This is a genomic window from Novosphingobium sp. BW1 (assembly GCF_008107685.1).
GTDB lineage: Bacteria > Pseudomonadota > Alphaproteobacteria > Sphingomonadales > Sphingomonadaceae > Novosphingobium.
Map to the genome: position 1 here is coordinate 1 of NZ_VIRF01000049.1, position 16,200 is coordinate 16,200.

At 66.7% G+C, this 16,200-nt stretch carries 12 protein-coding genes; 5 read left to right on the top strand and 7 right to left on the bottom strand.

What is annotated here, in order from left to right:
* Together FMM79_RS04380 and FMM79_RS04385 are read left to right on the top strand one after the other, a co-directional pair.
* A partial coding sequence (locus FMM79_RS04380) for a beta-3-deoxy-D-manno-oct-2-ulosonic acid transferase (protein WP_371710803.1) occupies positions 1–1,686 on the top strand: 1,686 nt, incomplete at its 5' end.
* Positions 1,683–2,885 (top strand): glycosyltransferase family 1 protein, encoded by a 1,203-nt coding sequence (locus FMM79_RS04385; RefSeq protein WP_148626339.1) that lies wholly within the window; start codon positions 1,683–1,685, stop codon positions 2,883–2,885. The genes FMM79_RS04380 and FMM79_RS04385, both read left to right, overlap by 4 nt.
* 143 nt (positions 2,886–3,028) lie before the next feature.
* On the opposite strand, the gene FMM79_RS04390 is transcribed toward FMM79_RS04385, so the two are convergent.
* Positions 3,029–3,643, bottom strand: a complete 615-nt coding sequence (locus FMM79_RS04390; protein WP_148626340.1) for a sterol desaturase family protein — start codon at positions 3,641–3,643, stop codon at positions 3,029–3,031.
* Positions 3,644–3,748: 105 nt separating this feature from the next.
* Between FMM79_RS04390 and FMM79_RS04395 the strand changes: the two genes are divergently transcribed.
* On the top strand, positions 3,749–4,519 hold the full coding sequence (locus FMM79_RS04395) for an SDR family oxidoreductase (RefSeq protein ID WP_256376775.1): 771 nt from the start codon (positions 3,749–3,751) through the stop codon (positions 4,517–4,519).
* Here FMM79_RS04395 and FMM79_RS04400 read toward each other — a convergent pair.
* The gene (locus tag FMM79_RS04400; RefSeq protein WP_240338974.1) at positions 4,516–5,880 is read right to left on the bottom strand and encodes a sulfatase-like hydrolase/transferase; all 1,365 of its coding nucleotides are present in this window, start codon (positions 5,878–5,880) and stop codon (positions 4,516–4,518) included. The two genes, FMM79_RS04395 and FMM79_RS04400, sit on opposite strands and share 4 nt — an antisense overlap.
* A gap of 317 nt (positions 5,881–6,197) precedes the next feature.
* On the opposite strand from FMM79_RS04400, the gene FMM79_RS04405 reads away from it, so the two are divergent.
* Positions 6,198–7,520 carry a capsular biosynthesis protein gene (locus FMM79_RS04405; protein ID WP_205466478.1) on the top strand — a complete coding sequence of 441 codons (1,323 nt, stop codon included), beginning with the start codon at positions 6,198–6,200 and terminating at the stop codon, positions 7,518–7,520.
* 204 nt (positions 7,521–7,724) lie between these two features.
* On the top strand, positions 7,725–10,046 hold the full coding sequence (locus tag FMM79_RS04410; protein ID WP_148626342.1) for a TonB-dependent receptor: 2,322 nt from the start codon (positions 7,725–7,727) through the stop codon (positions 10,044–10,046).
* A 92-nt stretch (positions 10,047–10,138) separates the two neighbouring features.
* Here FMM79_RS04410 and FMM79_RS04415 read toward each other — a convergent pair whose 3' ends face one another.
* The 5 genes from FMM79_RS04415 to FMM79_RS04435 form a co-directional block, all read right to left on the bottom strand.
* Entirely contained in the window at positions 10,139–11,941 is a 1,803-nt protein-coding gene (locus tag FMM79_RS04415) for a hypothetical protein (protein WP_162528442.1), read from the bottom strand.
* Between the two features lie 26 nt (positions 11,942–11,967).
* A complete protein-coding gene (locus FMM79_RS04420) occupies positions 11,968–12,387 on the bottom strand; it encodes a GtrA family protein (protein WP_148626344.1) in 420 nt (139 codons plus the stop codon).
* A 42-nt stretch (positions 12,388–12,429) separates the two neighbouring features.
* Positions 12,430–14,013 (bottom strand): NAD(P)/FAD-dependent oxidoreductase, encoded by a 1,584-nt coding sequence (locus FMM79_RS04425; protein WP_148626345.1) that lies wholly within the window; start codon positions 14,011–14,013, stop codon positions 12,430–12,432.
* A gap of 119 nt (positions 14,014–14,132) precedes the next feature.
* Positions 14,133–15,251, bottom strand: coding sequence for a glycosyltransferase (locus FMM79_RS04430; protein WP_240338975.1), 1,119 nt, complete (start codon positions 15,249–15,251; stop codon positions 14,133–14,135).
* Between the two features lie 74 nt (positions 15,252–15,325).
* On the bottom strand, positions 15,326–16,198 hold the full coding sequence (locus FMM79_RS04435) for a hypothetical protein (protein ID WP_148626346.1): 873 nt from the start codon (positions 16,196–16,198) through the stop codon (positions 15,326–15,328).
* Between the last annotated feature and the right edge of the window lie 2 nt (positions 16,199–16,200).

Consider the following 16,200-nt stretch of genomic DNA (forward strand, 5'->3'; position numbering starts at 1 on the left):
GATGCCACGGCAACCCCGGCCCCGCCCGCGCTGTCCCACGTGGCATCGGGCGAGGCGCGCGCCCGGCTGTTCGAGAGCACCTGCTCTGCGCGGGTCGGCGGCGCGTTCTGGCTCCCTCCGGCCGGTCTCGAGCGCGCGCCCGGCGTAGTCCTGCGCCCGCGAGCGCTGTCCGATCTGCCCCGGCTCGCCCCCGAAGCGCGCACCGAGGCCGCCCGCACCCACGGCGCGCTGTGGGTCGCGGCCGACACCGCCCTGCACCCCGCGCTCGAAGCGCTTGCCAATGGCGCGCGCGCGCAATGGCGCGGCGAGGTAGATCCCTGGTCGGTCCTCCCCGGCGCCGGGCACCTGCACGCCCATGGCGACGACGATTGGATCGCGCTCGCCCGCATTGCCAGAGTTCCCGTCACCGTGCTGTCCCCCGGCCTCTTCGGCGTTCCGGGGGACAGCGACGAGGCACTCGACGCCCGTGCCGCGCAGCTCCTCTCGATCCCCTTGCGCGATCCTTTCGGCGACGGCGAACTCGCCACCGAAGCCGCCCTTGCCCTGCTGGCCGACTGGCGCCAGGTGATCGACGCGAACCGGGGCGTCAAGGGCCAGGCGCTGGTCGCCGCCTGCGGCATGGCCTGGTGGAAGCGCACCGAAATCCGCCGCTTCCTGTGGACGCCCGAGCATCGCCTACGCATCCTCTCCGATCCCCGCAAGGCGCTCGCTGCCGCGCACCGGGCGGGCGGCGCGCTCGCCATCTGGCCCTCGCGCGTGTCGGCCGCGCTGCTGGCCGAGGCCCGCGCCAAAGGCGTGCCGCTGGTGCGTGTGGAGGACGGCTTCGTACGCTCGGTGGGACTTGGCAGTAACCTCGTGCCGCCCTCCTCGATCGTCGTCGACCGGCGCGGCATCCATTTCGATCCGACCGGCCCCAGCGACCTCGAGGACATTCTCGCAACCCACCCCTTCCCGCCCGAAGTGCTAGAACGGGCCCGCGCGCTGTCGGACACGATCATCGCCGCTGGGATCAGCAAGTACGGCGCGGGCAAGGAAGGCACTGCCCTGCCCGAGCGTCAGGTGGGACGCCGCGTGGTGCTCGTCCCCGGCCAGGTCGAGGACGACATGTCGGTGCGCGCTGGCGGCCACGGCCTGGCCTCCAACCTCGAACTGCTGCGCCGCGTGCGCGCGGCCGAGCCCGACGCCGAGATCTGGTGGCGCCCCCATCCCGACGTCGATGCCGGGCACCGCGTCGGCGCGATCGACGACACTGCGGCCCGCCGATACGCCGACCACATCGTACGCGGCGGCAGCATGGCCGCCCTTCTCGATGCGGTGGACGCGGTCCATGTGCTGACCTCGCTCACCGGCTTCGAAGCACTGATGCGCGGGCGGGAGGTCACCTGCCACGGCACCCCCTTCTACGCCGGATGGGGCCTCACCCGCGACCTCGCCCCTACCCCTGAGCGGCGCGGGCGCACTCTCACGCACGATGAACTCGTCGCGGGCGTTCTCATCCTCTATCCACGCTATCTCGATCCCGTAACGGGCCTGCCCTGCCCGCCCGAAACACTCGTCGCGCGGATGGCGGGCAACCGCGCGGTCAACCGCCAGAGCTGGATCGCCCCGGTGCGCCGCGCGCAGGGGCGCGCGATGGCCGCCTTGCGCCGCCGCCTGCGCCATCGCACCGGGAGCCGGCGCCCTTGACCGATCTCATTCTCGACATCTCGCGCCTCATTTCGCGCGTCCGCCACGTCACGCCCTCAGGAGTGGACCGGGTAGAAATGGCCTATGCCCGCGGGCTCCTCGCCCACTACGGCGAGGAACTGAGCTTCGCCGCCGTCCACCCCGTCGGTGCCTATGGCCGGTTGCAGCGCGCGGCTGCACTCGCCTACCTCGACGAGCTGGAACGGCGCTGGGCCGAGGACCACGAGAGCGCGCGCCAACGCTCGCTCATCTCCGTCCTACCCTGGCTCAGGGCGCTGCGCCCCGTCCGCCCCGATCCCGCGCCGGACGGGGCGGGCGGGGTCTATGTCCAGGTCTCTCCCCACCACCTGACCCGGACCGAGCAGGTGCGGCGCATTCTTTCGCGCGAACGCACCCGGTTGCTGGCGCTGGTCCACGACCTCATCCCCATCGAATTTCCCGAGTACGCCCGGCCCGGCGGCGCCGCGCTGCACGCCCGGCGCATGACCACGCTCGCCCGCCACGCCGACGCCGTCATCGCCAACTCGGCCGCGACCGGCGCGTCTTTTGCCCGCTGGACTGAGCAGCAGGGCAAAGCCGTGCCCCCGATCCACGTCGCGCTGCTGGGCACCGAGCCCGTCGCACAGGCCCCCGCCCACACCTTTGCCGACGCCCGGCCCTACTTCCTGTGCCTGGGTACGATCGAGCCGCGCAAGAACCACCTTCTGCTGCTCCACCTCTGGCGCCAGATGGCCGAGACCCTTCCCGCCGAGCAGGTTCCCCGCCTCGTCGTGGTTGGCCGCAGAGGCTGGGAGAACGAGCAGATCCTCGATCTTCTGGAGCGCTGCGACGCGCTCAAACACCATGTCACCGAGATCAACGGCTGCCCCGATAGCGAACTGGCCGCGCTGCTGCGCGGCGCCCGCGCCCTGCTCATGCCCTCCTTTGCCGAGGGCTACGGCATGCCCATCGCCGAAGCGCTGAGCGTGGGCATGCCGGTTCTGGCCAGCGACATCGCGGCGCACCGCGAAGTGGGAGGTCCCGTCCCCGATTACCGCGACCCGCTCGACGGGCCGGGCTGGTGCGCGGCAATCCTCGATTACGCGGCGTCGGGGGAACGCTATCAGGCGCAGATGCAACGCCTGCCCGACTGGCACGCCCCCGACTGGAGCGCGCATATGGAGATCGCGCGCCGGGCCATCGAAAGCTTGCGCAGTTGAAGAAGGAATTAGCAGTCCCGAGGGCCATTGCCCTCGGGTTCCCCAAACGGTCTGACGCACCCTTCGCGCGCCGCCGTGGCTGTGGAAGGCAAGATCGCCCATTTGGGGGGCGAGGGGCGATCGCCCCTTAAGTCAATTCACCTCTAGCGCTTCAACGAGCGCACGTCGCTGCCGAAGACACGGTCCCAGAAGATCGCGGTGATGGCGTAGTTCGCGTGCTTGTCGATATGGTGGTGGCGCATGTGATGGCGCTTCAAGGCCTGGCCCAGGCGCCCGCGCATCGGCCACTGGTGGCAGGCGTAGTGCACGAGATCATAGGCCACGTAGCCCATCATGAAGCCCAGGAACGGCCAGGCGCTCGCCCGGCCCATGACCAGCGCGAAAACACCCCAGACGCACAGCGCAATGGGAATGCTCAGTATCGGAGGCATAAGATTGCGCAGCCGATCGTCGGGCTGTTCGTGATGGTTGCCGTGGATCAGGAAAACCACCCAGCGGATTGGCGCAATCTGCGTCTGCCAGTGGAACAGGTAGCGGTGCATCGCGTACTCGAACAGGCTCCACACGGCGAGGCCGAGCGCCACAAGGCCCAGCCCCGTCAGCGGGCCGACCGCCCCCCACCCGGCAAGTCCGATCAGCGGCAACAGCACCGCCCAGGTCAGGCCGAACCAGAATGCGGACACCACCGTAAGCCGCTCCAACCAGGCATTCTGGAAGAGACGCAGGCGTGTATGGTTTGAGACGGGACCTTTGTTCATTACGCCAAGTCTGGACAGAAGCGCAGTGTCGCTGTCAAGCGATAACAGCTTGTGTTCGGGCAGATTGCTATTGGACATACGGATAAGTTCAGAAGTGACAACAAATTGATTTATATATCTGATCCCAAAAGGATTTTTCTGACCGGCGCATCCGGGCACCTCGGGCGAGCCCTCGCCCGCTTGCACGCCGTGCCCGGCGTAGAACTCACCTTGTGGGGACGCGATACCGACAAACTTGAGGAAATCGCCCGGACCTGCCGCGAAGCCGGCGCCAAGGTGGGCATCCTCGCGCAGGATCTGGAGGATACATCGGCCTCGCTGGCCGCGCTGCGGGCCGCAGATGCACGGGCTCCCATCGACTTGGCCTACCTCGTCGCCGGGCTCGGCGACACCTGCGCGCCAGGGCAACTGGTCGAGCCGCCCGAGCAGGTCCTGCGCCTCGCCCAGGTCAACTTCGCCGCGCCCGCCGCCTTGGCAAGCGCGCTCGCCGCGCGCATGGCCGAGCGCGGCACAGGGCGCATCGTCCTGATCGGATCGGCGGCAGGCCACCATGCGCTGCCCTTCGCCGCATCCTATGCAGCCAGCAAGGCCGGACTGGCCCGCTTCGCGCAGGCGCTGCGCATTGCCGTGGCACCGCGCGGCGTCCAGGTAACGCTCGCAGTGCCAGGCTTCCTTGCGACACCCGGCCGGCGCGAGGCTTCGGGCGCTCCCCCCATGCTGCTGGAGGTGGACGAAGCCGCGCGGCGCATTGCGCAGGCTGCCCGTGAAGGACGGGGTACCTACGTAACCCCGTGGATCTTTCGCGTTCTCCACCTCGTCGACCGCACGCTGCCGGGCCCCGTGCGTGCGCGTCTGCTGCGCGCCATGGCGCCCTAGGTTCGGGCCCCGTCCTGTTCGCGCCCGAGCGCGCCTTCGAGGATCGCGTGATGCAGCGCCGCCGGGGTGATGTCACGGCGGCTGTTCGCTCCGGGCACGACCTGCCCCGAGGCATCGAAGCGCAGCACGACATAGGGCGTGTGGCGCGGCCCGCCCGGTTCGCTCGCGCCCGGAATGCTGGGCCGGTGATCGCCGAAGAAGACCAGCATCGCAGGGCGCTCCAGCGCGGCAAGTCCGTCGGTCAGTTCGCTGAGCATCGCATCGCTCTTGCCCACAAGCTCGCGATACCCCTCCACGAGATGCTCGGCCCGGTTGCCCTTGGCCGACGACCAGGGTCCGTGGTTCTCGATCGTGACCGCATAGAGAAAGGAGGCGCTCTGCGCACAGCGGGCCTGCGCCAGCAATTCACGGGTGATCGCGGCATCGCTGACATAGCGCCCTTCCCCCGGGCCCGGCGGATCGAAGTGCGCCTCGCCCACCAGCTCGGCGAAGCCACCCGCGGGCAGTATCCGGTCACGGCCATAGAAACGCATGTCGTGGGGGTGCACGAAAAGGCTGCGCCAGCGCTCGGGACCCAGACGCTGCGGTAGCGCGTAGGACGCCTCCCCCAGCGCGGTCAGGAAGGGATCGAAACGGCGAAACCCCAGCGCCTCTTCCTCGCGACCGAACAGGACGGCGTATTCAGTGCGCATGGTGTAGGCCCCGAACCCGCTGACCTGCAGATCGCCCCACTGCCAAGCCTGCGCGCGCGCCGCGGCAAGGCCGGGAAGCGCCATGGCCCGGTCCCCGAACAGCTCGGCCGGGTCGGCAAACGATTCGCATTGCACGGCCACGATGACCTCGGGCGCGGGCAAGTCCGGCGCGGGATGGTCCGGGTCGGCCTGCGCGGAGAGCCGTTTGGGCGCCGGGCACGGAGCCGGGTCGGCGCTGGCCCGCCAACGCAGCCAGTGCAGCAGCAAGGTGGGCAAAAGGCCATGGCGCGCAACGTCCGCGACCGCATCCGGCTCGGGCGCCAGTGCGCGGAACGAGGGCAAGCGCAGGATCGCCGCTAACGCCGCAAAGCTGCCCAGAGCCAGGCCCGCCCCCCACAGATGCACCGCCGGATCGGGCACGAAGAGCCAGGCCAGCGCCACCAGCAGCGCCGCGGCCACCAGCCCGATCGCCAGCTTCTGCCAAACCTTCAGCGCGGAGAGGTAGAACTGCGGATGGCGAAAGATCGCCCCGATCAACGCGAGGTCGGAGAACAGCAGCGGCTCACCCAGCATCGCCCGCTTCGCGTTCGAGGCCAGCGCCAGCAGCGCCTGCAACGCCAGGGCCAGCACCGCGGACACAAGGACACTCCCGCAGAGCGCCAGAAACATTCCGCAAACCATGGCGCTCAATAAGAGCAGCAGCGCGCTGCCTCGTGCCGAACGCCACGGTCGAGGGGGCGCCTCTCGACGCGGGCGTACCAGAGCGTCGAGCCAAAAAACAGCAGTCAAGAAAGCCGACCCGCCCAGAATCGGAGCTACATGAGTCATCTGGCGGCAGAGGAAAAAGTGTCGATCATCGTGGCCAAGCTGGTGCGATCTGTTTGACGCTTGGTCAAGGCCGCAGCGCACTGTCCCCGTCTAATTCGGTGAACCGTTTGTGACGGTTCTTGGTTTCACAAGATGAGAGGCGTAACGGAAGGGCAGACATGTATATCTCGACCCAGAAACAGGCCACGGATTGCGACGTGGCCGAGCACGCCCCCCGAGGACGGGACAGCGCGCAGGCGACCCCATCGCCCCCGGCCTCACCTTCCGAGCCGCGCAGCGTTCTCCTCCTGCAAGGGCTCATGGGCCCCCTCTTCCGCCGCCTCGGCCAGGAGCTGCTGCGCCAGGGACATGCCGTCCACAAGGTCAACTTCAACGGCGGCGATCGGCTGTTCTGGCGCCTGCCCGGCGGGATCGAATACCGCGGCTCGCTGAGCGACTGGCCCACGGCGCTGCGTACGATCCTTCAGGAAAAGGCCGTGACCGACGTCGTCCTGTTCGGCGACTGCCGCGTCCACCACCTTGCCGCGACCGCGGTCTGCCGCGAACTGGACATTCCCGTGCATGTCTTCGAGGAAGGCTACATCCGGCCCGACTGGGTGACGCTCGAACTGGGCGGGGTCAACGGCCACTCGCTGCTGCCACGCGATCCCGAATGGTACCGCGCGACTGCCGCCACGCTGCCGCCGGTACCCGAGCACAAACAGGTGCCCTCCTCGTTCCGCCGCCGCGCGCTCGAAGGGCTGCTCTACAACTGCGCCGACGTCTTCACCCGCCGGGCCTACCCGCACTGGACCAACCACCGCCCCTGGCACCCGGTGGTCGAGGGTATGGGCTGGCTGCGCAAGCTCCTGCGCGGCAAGGGCAAGCGCGCGCGCGCAACGGCGCTGATCGAACGGCTCGAAGCTGCTCCGACGCCCTACTTCCTGTTCCCGCTCCAGCTCGACAGCGACGCGCAGATCCGCCTGCACTCCCCCTTCGCAGGGGTCGCCGACGCGCTGCGCCTGGTGCTCGAATCCTTTGCCCGCAACGCGCCCGCCGAGGCCCGTCTCGTTGTCAAGGAGCATCCCCTTGACAACGGCGTGCGCAACTGGCGCGAGGAAACCGCCAGTCTTGCCGCGCTGTTCGGCATTGCCGACCGGGTCGACTACATGGGCTGGGGCGACATCGTGCCGGTGGCAGCCCGCGCGCGCGGCACGGTCACGATCAACAGCACCAGCGGCACGCTGGCGCTCGCGCTTGGCATCCCTGTGGTGGTGCTTGGCCATGCCGTCTACGACATCCCCGACATCACCTTCCAGGACGGGATCGACGCCTTCTGGACCAACCCGGTCGCCCCCGATCCCGAGACGTTCGCGGCCTTCCGCCGGGTGCTGATTGAACGCTGCCTGATACCGGGCGGGTTCTTTTCGGATGAGGCGCTGGACAAGGTGGTGCGCCACGCCGTCGCCCGCTTCGAAGGCAAGGGCCTGCTTCCCGAGTAAGCAGGCCTGCAAGGCCCACCGGCAACACGTTGTTCTGCCTAGATACTTGCCTAAAAGCGATTAATTAGCCTGTTAAGCTTCTTGCGTTTTACTATCACGCATTATAATCTTGTTGCTTACCCCCCTCGAATCGCCTAAATGCCGGACAGCGCCAAGTAGAGCGCAAAGGACACGCAAAGTGTCCGGTTCAAGGAGGGGTTCCTGATGACTATTTCCCGTGCATCCGCACGCCTGATGGCGCGCGCTAGCGTGATTTCCTGTTCCACGGCTCTGGCCCTCGCGGCGCAGCCGGTCCTCGCGCAGGACGAGGGGCAGAGCGCTCAGGTGCCTGAAACCGTCAGCTCGACCGAGATCATCGTCACCGCGCAGAAGCGCGCGCAGGCCCTCTCGGACGTCTCGCTCTCGGTCGCAGCGGTCAACACCGAACAGCTTGCCGCCAACAACACCGTCTCGCTCGAAGGCCTGCAGACACTGGTCCCCTCGATCAGCTTCGGCAACGACTTCAACTTCGCCAAACTCTTCATCCGCGGCATCGGCCTGTCGAGCTCGCTGCCCGGCGTCGACCCCTCGGTGGCGCTGCATGTCGACAGTGTGGTCGTCTCGCTGCCCCAGGCCCAGCTCGGCTCGATGTTCGATCTTGAACGCGTCGAAGTGCTGCGCGGCCCCCAGGGCACGCTCTACGGCCGCAACGCGACCGGCGGCGCGGTCAACCTGATCACCGCCAAGCCGACCGACTACCTCTCGGGCTATGTGCGCCAGACCATCGGCGGCGATGCCTTCCTGCTGCAGACCGACGCGGCGATCAGCGGCCCGATCACCGATGGCATCCTCGCCCGTCTCGCCGTCCAGCGTATCGACCGCGAGGGCTATGGCTACAACGAGTACACCGGCAACGACATCGACAACGCCAAGCAGTGGTCGGTGCGCGGCCATCTCATGCTGCAGCCCACCGAGAAGCTCTCGCTGCTGCTGACCGGCGAGCTGCACACCGAGGACGACCACGCGCTCGCCATCAAGTTCCGCGAGCTGTCCTTCCCGGGCACCACCGTGCCCAGCCTCACCGCGCTCGGCCAGCGCACCAACGCCGATGGCAGCCAGGCGAGCTTCGCCCGCAAGGTGCGCAACCTCAACACCAACTTCGATCCCATCAACGACCGCAAGCAGTACGCTTTCACCGGCATCCTGAACTACGATGCCAGCGACGTGATCTCGGTGAAGTCGCTGACCTCGTATCGCAATTTCCGCGCGTACTTCTTCCATGACTTCGACATGTCGAGTTACCTTGGCTACCCGCTCGCCGAAACCGGCCCGGTCCAGACCAGCGCCAACCACTGGCAGCCGGTGTGGCAGGACCAGTTCAGCGAGGAAATCCAGGCCAGCATCGAGACCGATCGTCTGCACGCCATCGTCGCGGCCTTCTACCTGAAGGAAAACATCCGGATCGAGAACCATATCGGCTTCGATGTGCTCACCAACTCCGACCCCTTCCGCGTCCAGTTCGATGGCAAGCTCGGGGTCGAGACCTGGGCGGTATTCGCCAACGCCACCTATGACCTCACCGACGAATTCTCGGTCAAGGTCGGCGGCCGCTATTCGTGGGAAAAACGCCACCTCGCCAACAACACCGGCATTGGCACCGCGGCGACCGGCTTCAATCTCGATGCGCTGCAGTGGGACACCAGCAAGTCGTGGACTGACTTCTCGCCCTCGGCCGGTTTCGAGTACCGCCCGAACGACGACGTGATGCTCTATTTCAACTGGTCGCGCGGCTTCAAGTCGGGCACCGCCGAGATCGGTTCGCGCCGCGTGCCCGGTGCCGAAACGCCCTTCGTCAACCCGGAGAAGGTCGAGGCCTTCGAGGGCGGCATCAAGTATTCGGCCGGAACGCTGCAGAGCAACCTCGCGGTGTTCTACCAGAAACTCAAGAACGGGCAGTTCCAGCGCTCCTTCCCGATCCCCAACCCGCCCTTCTTCGCCAGCACGCTCGACAACGCGGCCGCCTCGCGGGCCTATGGCGCGGAAGTCGAGTTCCGCTGGCAGGCGACCCCTGCCCTCATGCTCGATCTCTCGGGCGCCTACCTCAATTCCAAGTTCACCAACTTCTTCTCGACCGACCCGCTCGATCCCAACCTGTTTGGCCCCGGCGGCAGCCAGGTCGCCCCTTCGGACCTTTCGGGCAACTACACCCGCATGAGCCCAAAGTGGGTGTTCAACTTCAACCCGACCTACCGCATCCCGCTCGACGATGGCGCGAGCGTGCAACTGGGCACCAACATCGCCTACCGCGCCAAGCAGTACCACACCGAGTTCAACGACGACCGCCTGGCGCAGGATGGCTACACCATGGTCGATGCCAACGTGCGCTACCGCCACTCGGACGGGAAGCTCTCGGTCAACGCCTGGGTCAAGAACGTCTTCGACAAGCTGGTCTGGGGTGGCAGCTATGCTGTTGCGACAAGCCGCACCATCGGCGGCACGCTCATGCCCCCGCGCACCTACGGCGTGACCGTCGGCTACGAGTTCTGAGCTGACGCGAAAACATGGGAAGAGCGCGGCGGGGGGTATTCCTGGCCGCGCTCTTTGCATTCAGGGGCAAGGGGGGAACACGATGTGCCCCTTCAGCGGACCTGATAGAGACGCAGGCCCCCCAGGCGGGGATCGCGCACCGGCTCGAGCCAATCGATACGTTCCCCCTTCGAAAGGCGCGCCATCATGCCCTGCGGCGCGGCACCTGCGTAGGTTCGCGGCTCGGAGATGCCGGGGCAGAACAGGACGTAGTCGCTCCTGCGCGCCTCCACGATCTGGCGGGCCAGCGCCGGTGAGGCCATCCAGAAGCGTATCACGTCGTTCATCGCGATCTTGTTGCGGTGATGGCTGCTGGCAAGCACCGTGGCATCGGTCGAAAACAGCAGTGCGGGTCCGAGGTCGAGCGGCGCCATGATGTTACGTCCCCCTCCGCGCTGGTCGAGCAGGGCTCCAAGCGCGTGCAAACGCGTCGGCGCAAGGCAATCTTCCTCGCGCTCTGCCGTGCGCTCCCGGATCGCCTCGTGCGTGTCTTCGGACGGGATGAGGCTGTTCAAGAGGAGCAACGGGACGAAGGGAAGCAGGATGGCGCTCGTCGTCGCGAGGATGCGCAAGGGAGCGATGCTCAACTGACGTGCGCGCGAGAGAAGCCGGTCGACCACGTAGCTTGCAGGCGCAATGGCAAGGATCATCGCGACACCGTCGGCCCGCGCGACAAGCCAGGAAATCGCGACGGCAAGGCCGAGCAGCCCGCCATACATCGCCCAGTCGCCCCGCTCCTCGCGCCGCGTGCGCCACAGCAGCACCAGCCCCCAGACCGAGATCGGCAGAAGCGCCACCATGGTCACGATCCGGCTCCAGTCCTGGCGCCAGATGGGAAGACCCTCGGATATCTGTTCGTACCAGTAGCGATGGACGAGCGGCGGCAGGTCGTTGAAGGCCCCGGTTACACATTGCGGCGCCGGAACGGCCAGCAGAAGAGCACACACAGAGCCGCTGATCGCAAGACCTGCAAACCGTGTGAGAGGCCCGCGTGCCAGCGTGCGCGTAAGCCAGATCCCCAAAGCCGCAGCGGCGAAGGTGGCGAGATGATAGGCCGAGACGGCATCGCACCAGATCTCGAGCCCCTGCGGCAGACGGGTTGCGAGCCACAGCAAGCTCGTCGTCAGCGCCAAGGACAGCGCCGCGCTCTCAATGCGGGTGCCGTCCCTGTCGCCCTTGCGTTGAAGCAGCCAGCCCAGCCCCAGGGCCGTAAGCGTTCCGACCACCATTGGCAGGCCCTCGAGCGAAATGGTGAGCCAGATTGCTCCCGAAACGCCCGCGATTGTACCCCCGCGCCGCGCCACGGGCAGGAATACGCCCAGCATCATCGCGCCCGCGCAGACCATCTGCCAGGCATGGTGATCGACGCGGTAGACCTGGAATTGAAGGATCACGGACAGGGTGATCGGTACCATCAGGCACGCAAAGAAGGCCGCACGGCGTCCCAGCAGGCCGTCAACGAACCGGGCAACCACCGACAGCAGAACCAGCAGTGTCAGGAGCGGGACAATTGCCGCAGCCACGATTTCGGCCATCGCCATCCCCACAAATGGGCGCAGCATCTCGATGACAAAGGCAATCGGCAGATCGACCAGGCGCGACCAGTGCATGGGAGCACCCTCGGGCACATTCATGCGGTACTGCGTAACGTCGAACCAGCCCTGCCCATTGAGCCAGTCGCGCACCTCGACCATGCGGAGCAGATCGTCCGGGTCCTGGAAACGCATCTCCAGGACCCGTCGCCAGGACACCGTGCCCAGCACGAGAAGACTGAAAAGCCAGGTCGGCAGGGCAACGCGGGCAAAGAGGCCCGACCGCTCCTGCGCACGCAGGGCCATGCCTTCAGCTTGCGGCATCACGCTCAAACTCTCATTCCCCTGGTTCAGATCGCGCGCGGGATCGGGCGAAACACGACATGCTTGCGCAAGAGCCATGTCAACTGGAAGCTCAGGACGATCGCGGCGAGCTTGGACAGCCGGGCGTCCCAACCCGCCAGACCGCAAAGCCAGACCGTGGCCCCGGTGACGCCCAGCCCCACCAGCGCTGAGACCAGGAAACCGGACTGCTGGCGTAATCGCCCTGCCCCCTTTGCCGCCAGTCTGTCGGCAAAGATCATCCGGCTCGAAGCCAGCCAATGGGCAAGGATACCTGCGGCATAGCCAAGTACGGCAGCCAGCGTTGCAGACACCGCCAGCTTCAACAAGACGAGGAACACGCCCATGTCGACCGCCAGCGCGGCAAGACTGACCAGAGCGTAGCGCACGAAGCGGCTGCGTCCCAGGCGCCGGACCTGCGTCCTCATCGTGTCAGGCGCTCCCCCTGCCATGTCCCCGAATCCGCACCCTCAGGCCGCGCGGTTGATCGAGCGCGGAACGGCCCGTTCGGAATTGAGCGCGGCAGCGCGGTCAGGCGCGATCGTGGCTTTGCCCTTGGCGCGAAGAAGATCCTCGATCGGCGTGCGTTCGCCCTCTTCGCCGCTCTCATGGTATTCGGCATCCTCATTGACGCTCCACACGTCGTGGATGCGCTCGCCCGCGACGATGTTCTCGACCGAGAGGATCGCGGTCATCATCGCGTGATCCTGATTGTTGTAGCGGTGCATGCCGTTGCGCCCGACCATGTGCAGCGTCGGGTAACGCGCTTCGAGTTCGCCGCGCATGGCCGCAACGTTCTCGGCGTAGCTGTCGTCGTAGACCGGGTAGGCCTTTTCCTGGCGCACCACGCAGCCGCCCACGACCGTCTCGGGATCGACGAGGCCCAGGATCTGCATTTCCTTCTTGGCGAGTTCGACCAGTTCCTCGTCACTCGAGGACCACAGGCCATCGCCTTCAAAACAGAAGTACTCAAGACCCACGCAGGCGAGCGAGGGGTCGGGCACCATCTCGGGCGACCAGCTGCGGAAATTCTGGATGCGCCCGACCTGGACCTGCGAATCGTGGATGTAGATCCAATTGTCGGGGAAGAGGTCGTCCGAACGGATCATCAGGGCCACGGTCAGGAAGTCGCGGTACTTGAGCGCAGAGGCTTCCATGCTCGTTTCCGGCAGCGGGTGGAGGCGCGAGGCGAGCTCGCGCATGGGAGCCGAGCTGATGACGTGGCGGGCGTGGATCGCGGTCTCGCTTCCGTTCGCGCGGGTTGCGGTCACGCGCCAGGTCCCCGCCTCGTCCTGCGAAAGCTGCTTGAGCGAATGGCCCATGAGGACGGTGTTGCCCCCGGCCACCACGTGATCGCGCGCCGCGTCCCACATCATGCCGGGGCCAAGGCGCGGATAGCGAAAGGTCTCAAGCAGAGTCTTGGCCTGCCCGTTGGAGCCATCGTTGGGCCGCTTGTTGAGCCCAAGTGAACGCTTCAGGCCATCAAGCACCGCCTTGCCCAGGCTCAGGCCCTTAATGCGCTGGGCCGCCCAGTCCGCCGACATTTTATCGCAGGGCATCCCCCAGACCTTCTCGGTGTAGGTCTTGAAGAAGATCAAATAGAGTTTCCACCCGAACTGGCTGGTGGTCCAGTCCTCGAAGCTGCGGATGGTCTTGTTCGGGAAAAGCCTGGCCTTGGCGTAGCTTGCCATGCACAGGGTCGAGCGCCAGATGCCCAGGTTCCACAGCGCCTCGAACGCACGCAGCGGATAGCTGTAGAACTTGCCCTCGTAGTAGATGCGGCTCATGCGCGGGCGCTGGATGAAGTCATCGGGCAGGATCTCGTTCCACAGGTCCACCACTTCCTGGCTCTTGGAGAAGAAGCGGTGCCCGCCGATGTCGAAACGGAACCCCTCGTATTCGACGGTGCGGCTGATGCCGCCCACGTCCTTTTCGTCCCGCTCGATCACGGTGACGTCATAGCCGAGCTTGGTGAGCTGATAGGCCGCCGTCAAACCCGCCGGCCCTGCCCCGATGACCGCCACATCGACAGTCGACTTCGCATCCTGACTCATAACGTCCTCTGTGCCGCAATCCATGGTGCGACCCTGCGAGATTATCCTTAATTTATCCTTAAATAGCGCAGTGCTCCGGAAATATCCCTGCAGGCGTCGGCACACCTCGCCACGCCAGATCACGGCCCGGCAGCATGCCCTTGGAGCAGGCTGCGCAGGCAGGACGCCAGTTGCCGCGCGACCAGTTTCTCGTCGACAGCGGGCATCTTCGCGGCGTGCGCCGCGACGTGCGGCCCGCGCACAGGATCGCGCAAGTCGCGGGCAAGCGCTACCACCTCCTCGGCGAGCGCGCGCGGGTCGGCCGGGCGAACGAGCCTGATGGCCGCCCCGGGCTCCACGAGCTCACGCGCGGCGGGACTGTCGCGCGTGATCAGCGCACGCCCCGAAGCAAGGATCTGGAACATCTTGTTGGGAATGACCCGCCCCGCCTTTCCTTCGCCGGCGAAAATGCCAAGGCAGATGTCGGACGTCGCGATCAGGTCGGGCAGCTCGGTGTAGTCGACCCAGTCGATTCGGCGCAGGTTCCGAAGTCCCTGCCGGGCAATGCGGGCATCAATTGCCGCGGCTTCCTGTCCCGTGCCCACGATCGTGAAACGGCATGCGAGACCGTCGCCCCTGGGGGGCGATGCCTCAATGAGATCGATCGCATCGATCAGCGTTTCGAGCCCATGAAGGGCGATGAATTGTCCGTAGAACAGCACCTCGACGGGTCCGCTGCGCGCGGGCATGGGAGTTGGGCGGAACAGCGCGGTTTCCGCGCCCACCCAGACCGAGGACAGCTTGTTCGGCGGCGCTTTGTAGAGATCGCGAACGTACGCTGCATGGGCGCGGGTATCCATCAGGACCTTGTCGGCGAGGCGGACCGAAGCACGCTCGAAATGGTAGAGTGCCCGCGCCCGCCAGCTTCCCTCCGGGAGGAGTTTGCGATCGATGACGATGGTGTCGTAAAGCGAGATGAACATGTCCCAGCAGATGCGTGCACCGCGCAGCCGTGCGAATGGCAAGAGCAGAACCACATCGAGATTGCCGAGGTAGGGCACAAGGACGATATCGTGGCGCGGCATGCGCAGATACGCGAAGATCAGAAGCGGATAGCTGGCCAGCCAGGCCCAGGCGATCCGCAACCTTGCCCAGAGGCCCCGCACGGTGCTCTTGTCCTCGATACCCTGCCAGGGGTTGCGATTGACCAGCGTCAGGTCCGGATCGATCCGCCGCGCCGCATCGATAAGCAGGCGCACGCGCGGTTTTCCTGTGTCATAGGTCCCCCAGATCGCAAGCCGCATCGGCCTCGCAGGGCCATCGTTCGAGGCTGTCACGGCAAGGGCCTCCGATCACGTACCACCCAGACCAGGGCGATCAGCCCGCTCAGCAGAACCTGCACGATGCGATCCACCCCCACCGCCAGAAAGGCCGCAGCTCCCGACAGGGTCAGGCTTGAAGCGGCAAGGGCGGCCAGCGCCTCGCTGACGCCCAGGCCTGCGGGCACGATGGCCGCCGCCGAGCCCGCGATGGTGGCCAGAACGAAGGGCATCGTCTCCACCAGGGCAAAGACAACCCCCAGAACCGCAAAGGCCAGCTTGAGCCGCAAGGCCAGAAGCGCCAGACCGCTGACGCGGTAGAGCAGCATCGTGGCGGCAAAACGCGCCCCTGCAAGCGTCGCTAACCAGGCCAGCGCGAGAATGCCCCCACCTGCTCCCAGCCCCAAAAGCGCCCAGCCTGCAACGGCATTCAGGCGCACGACGGCAAGTCCCGCGCCAAGGGCCCCTGCCGCGATCCACAGGACCGCCGCCAGCAGGACCAGTGCCGATCCGCGCCCCAGGCCGACCCCCGCCTTGACCAGGCCGCCCGTGCGCACGATCGCCCCGCCCGGAATAGGTAACAGTTCCGCGATCGTCGCCATCGCGCTGGTGCCGAGCGCCATGGAAAACGGGATCGAAGTTCCCCCCGCGCGGGCCATCAGTTTCAACCCGAGCGCGCTGTAGCCCAGCGAGACCGGCGCCAGAACCGCGAGCAATACAAGCGCCCGGGGATCGAGCGCGCGCAGCGACAGCCCCATCCGGCTTGCCGCCCAGATGCAGCCCCCCACGAACAGGCACAGCGCCAACACCAGCACGGGGCGCCCTACGTGCCGTGAGCGGCTCCACCAGGCATCGAGGGCCGCGATGTCAGGGATCCGGCGTATCACCA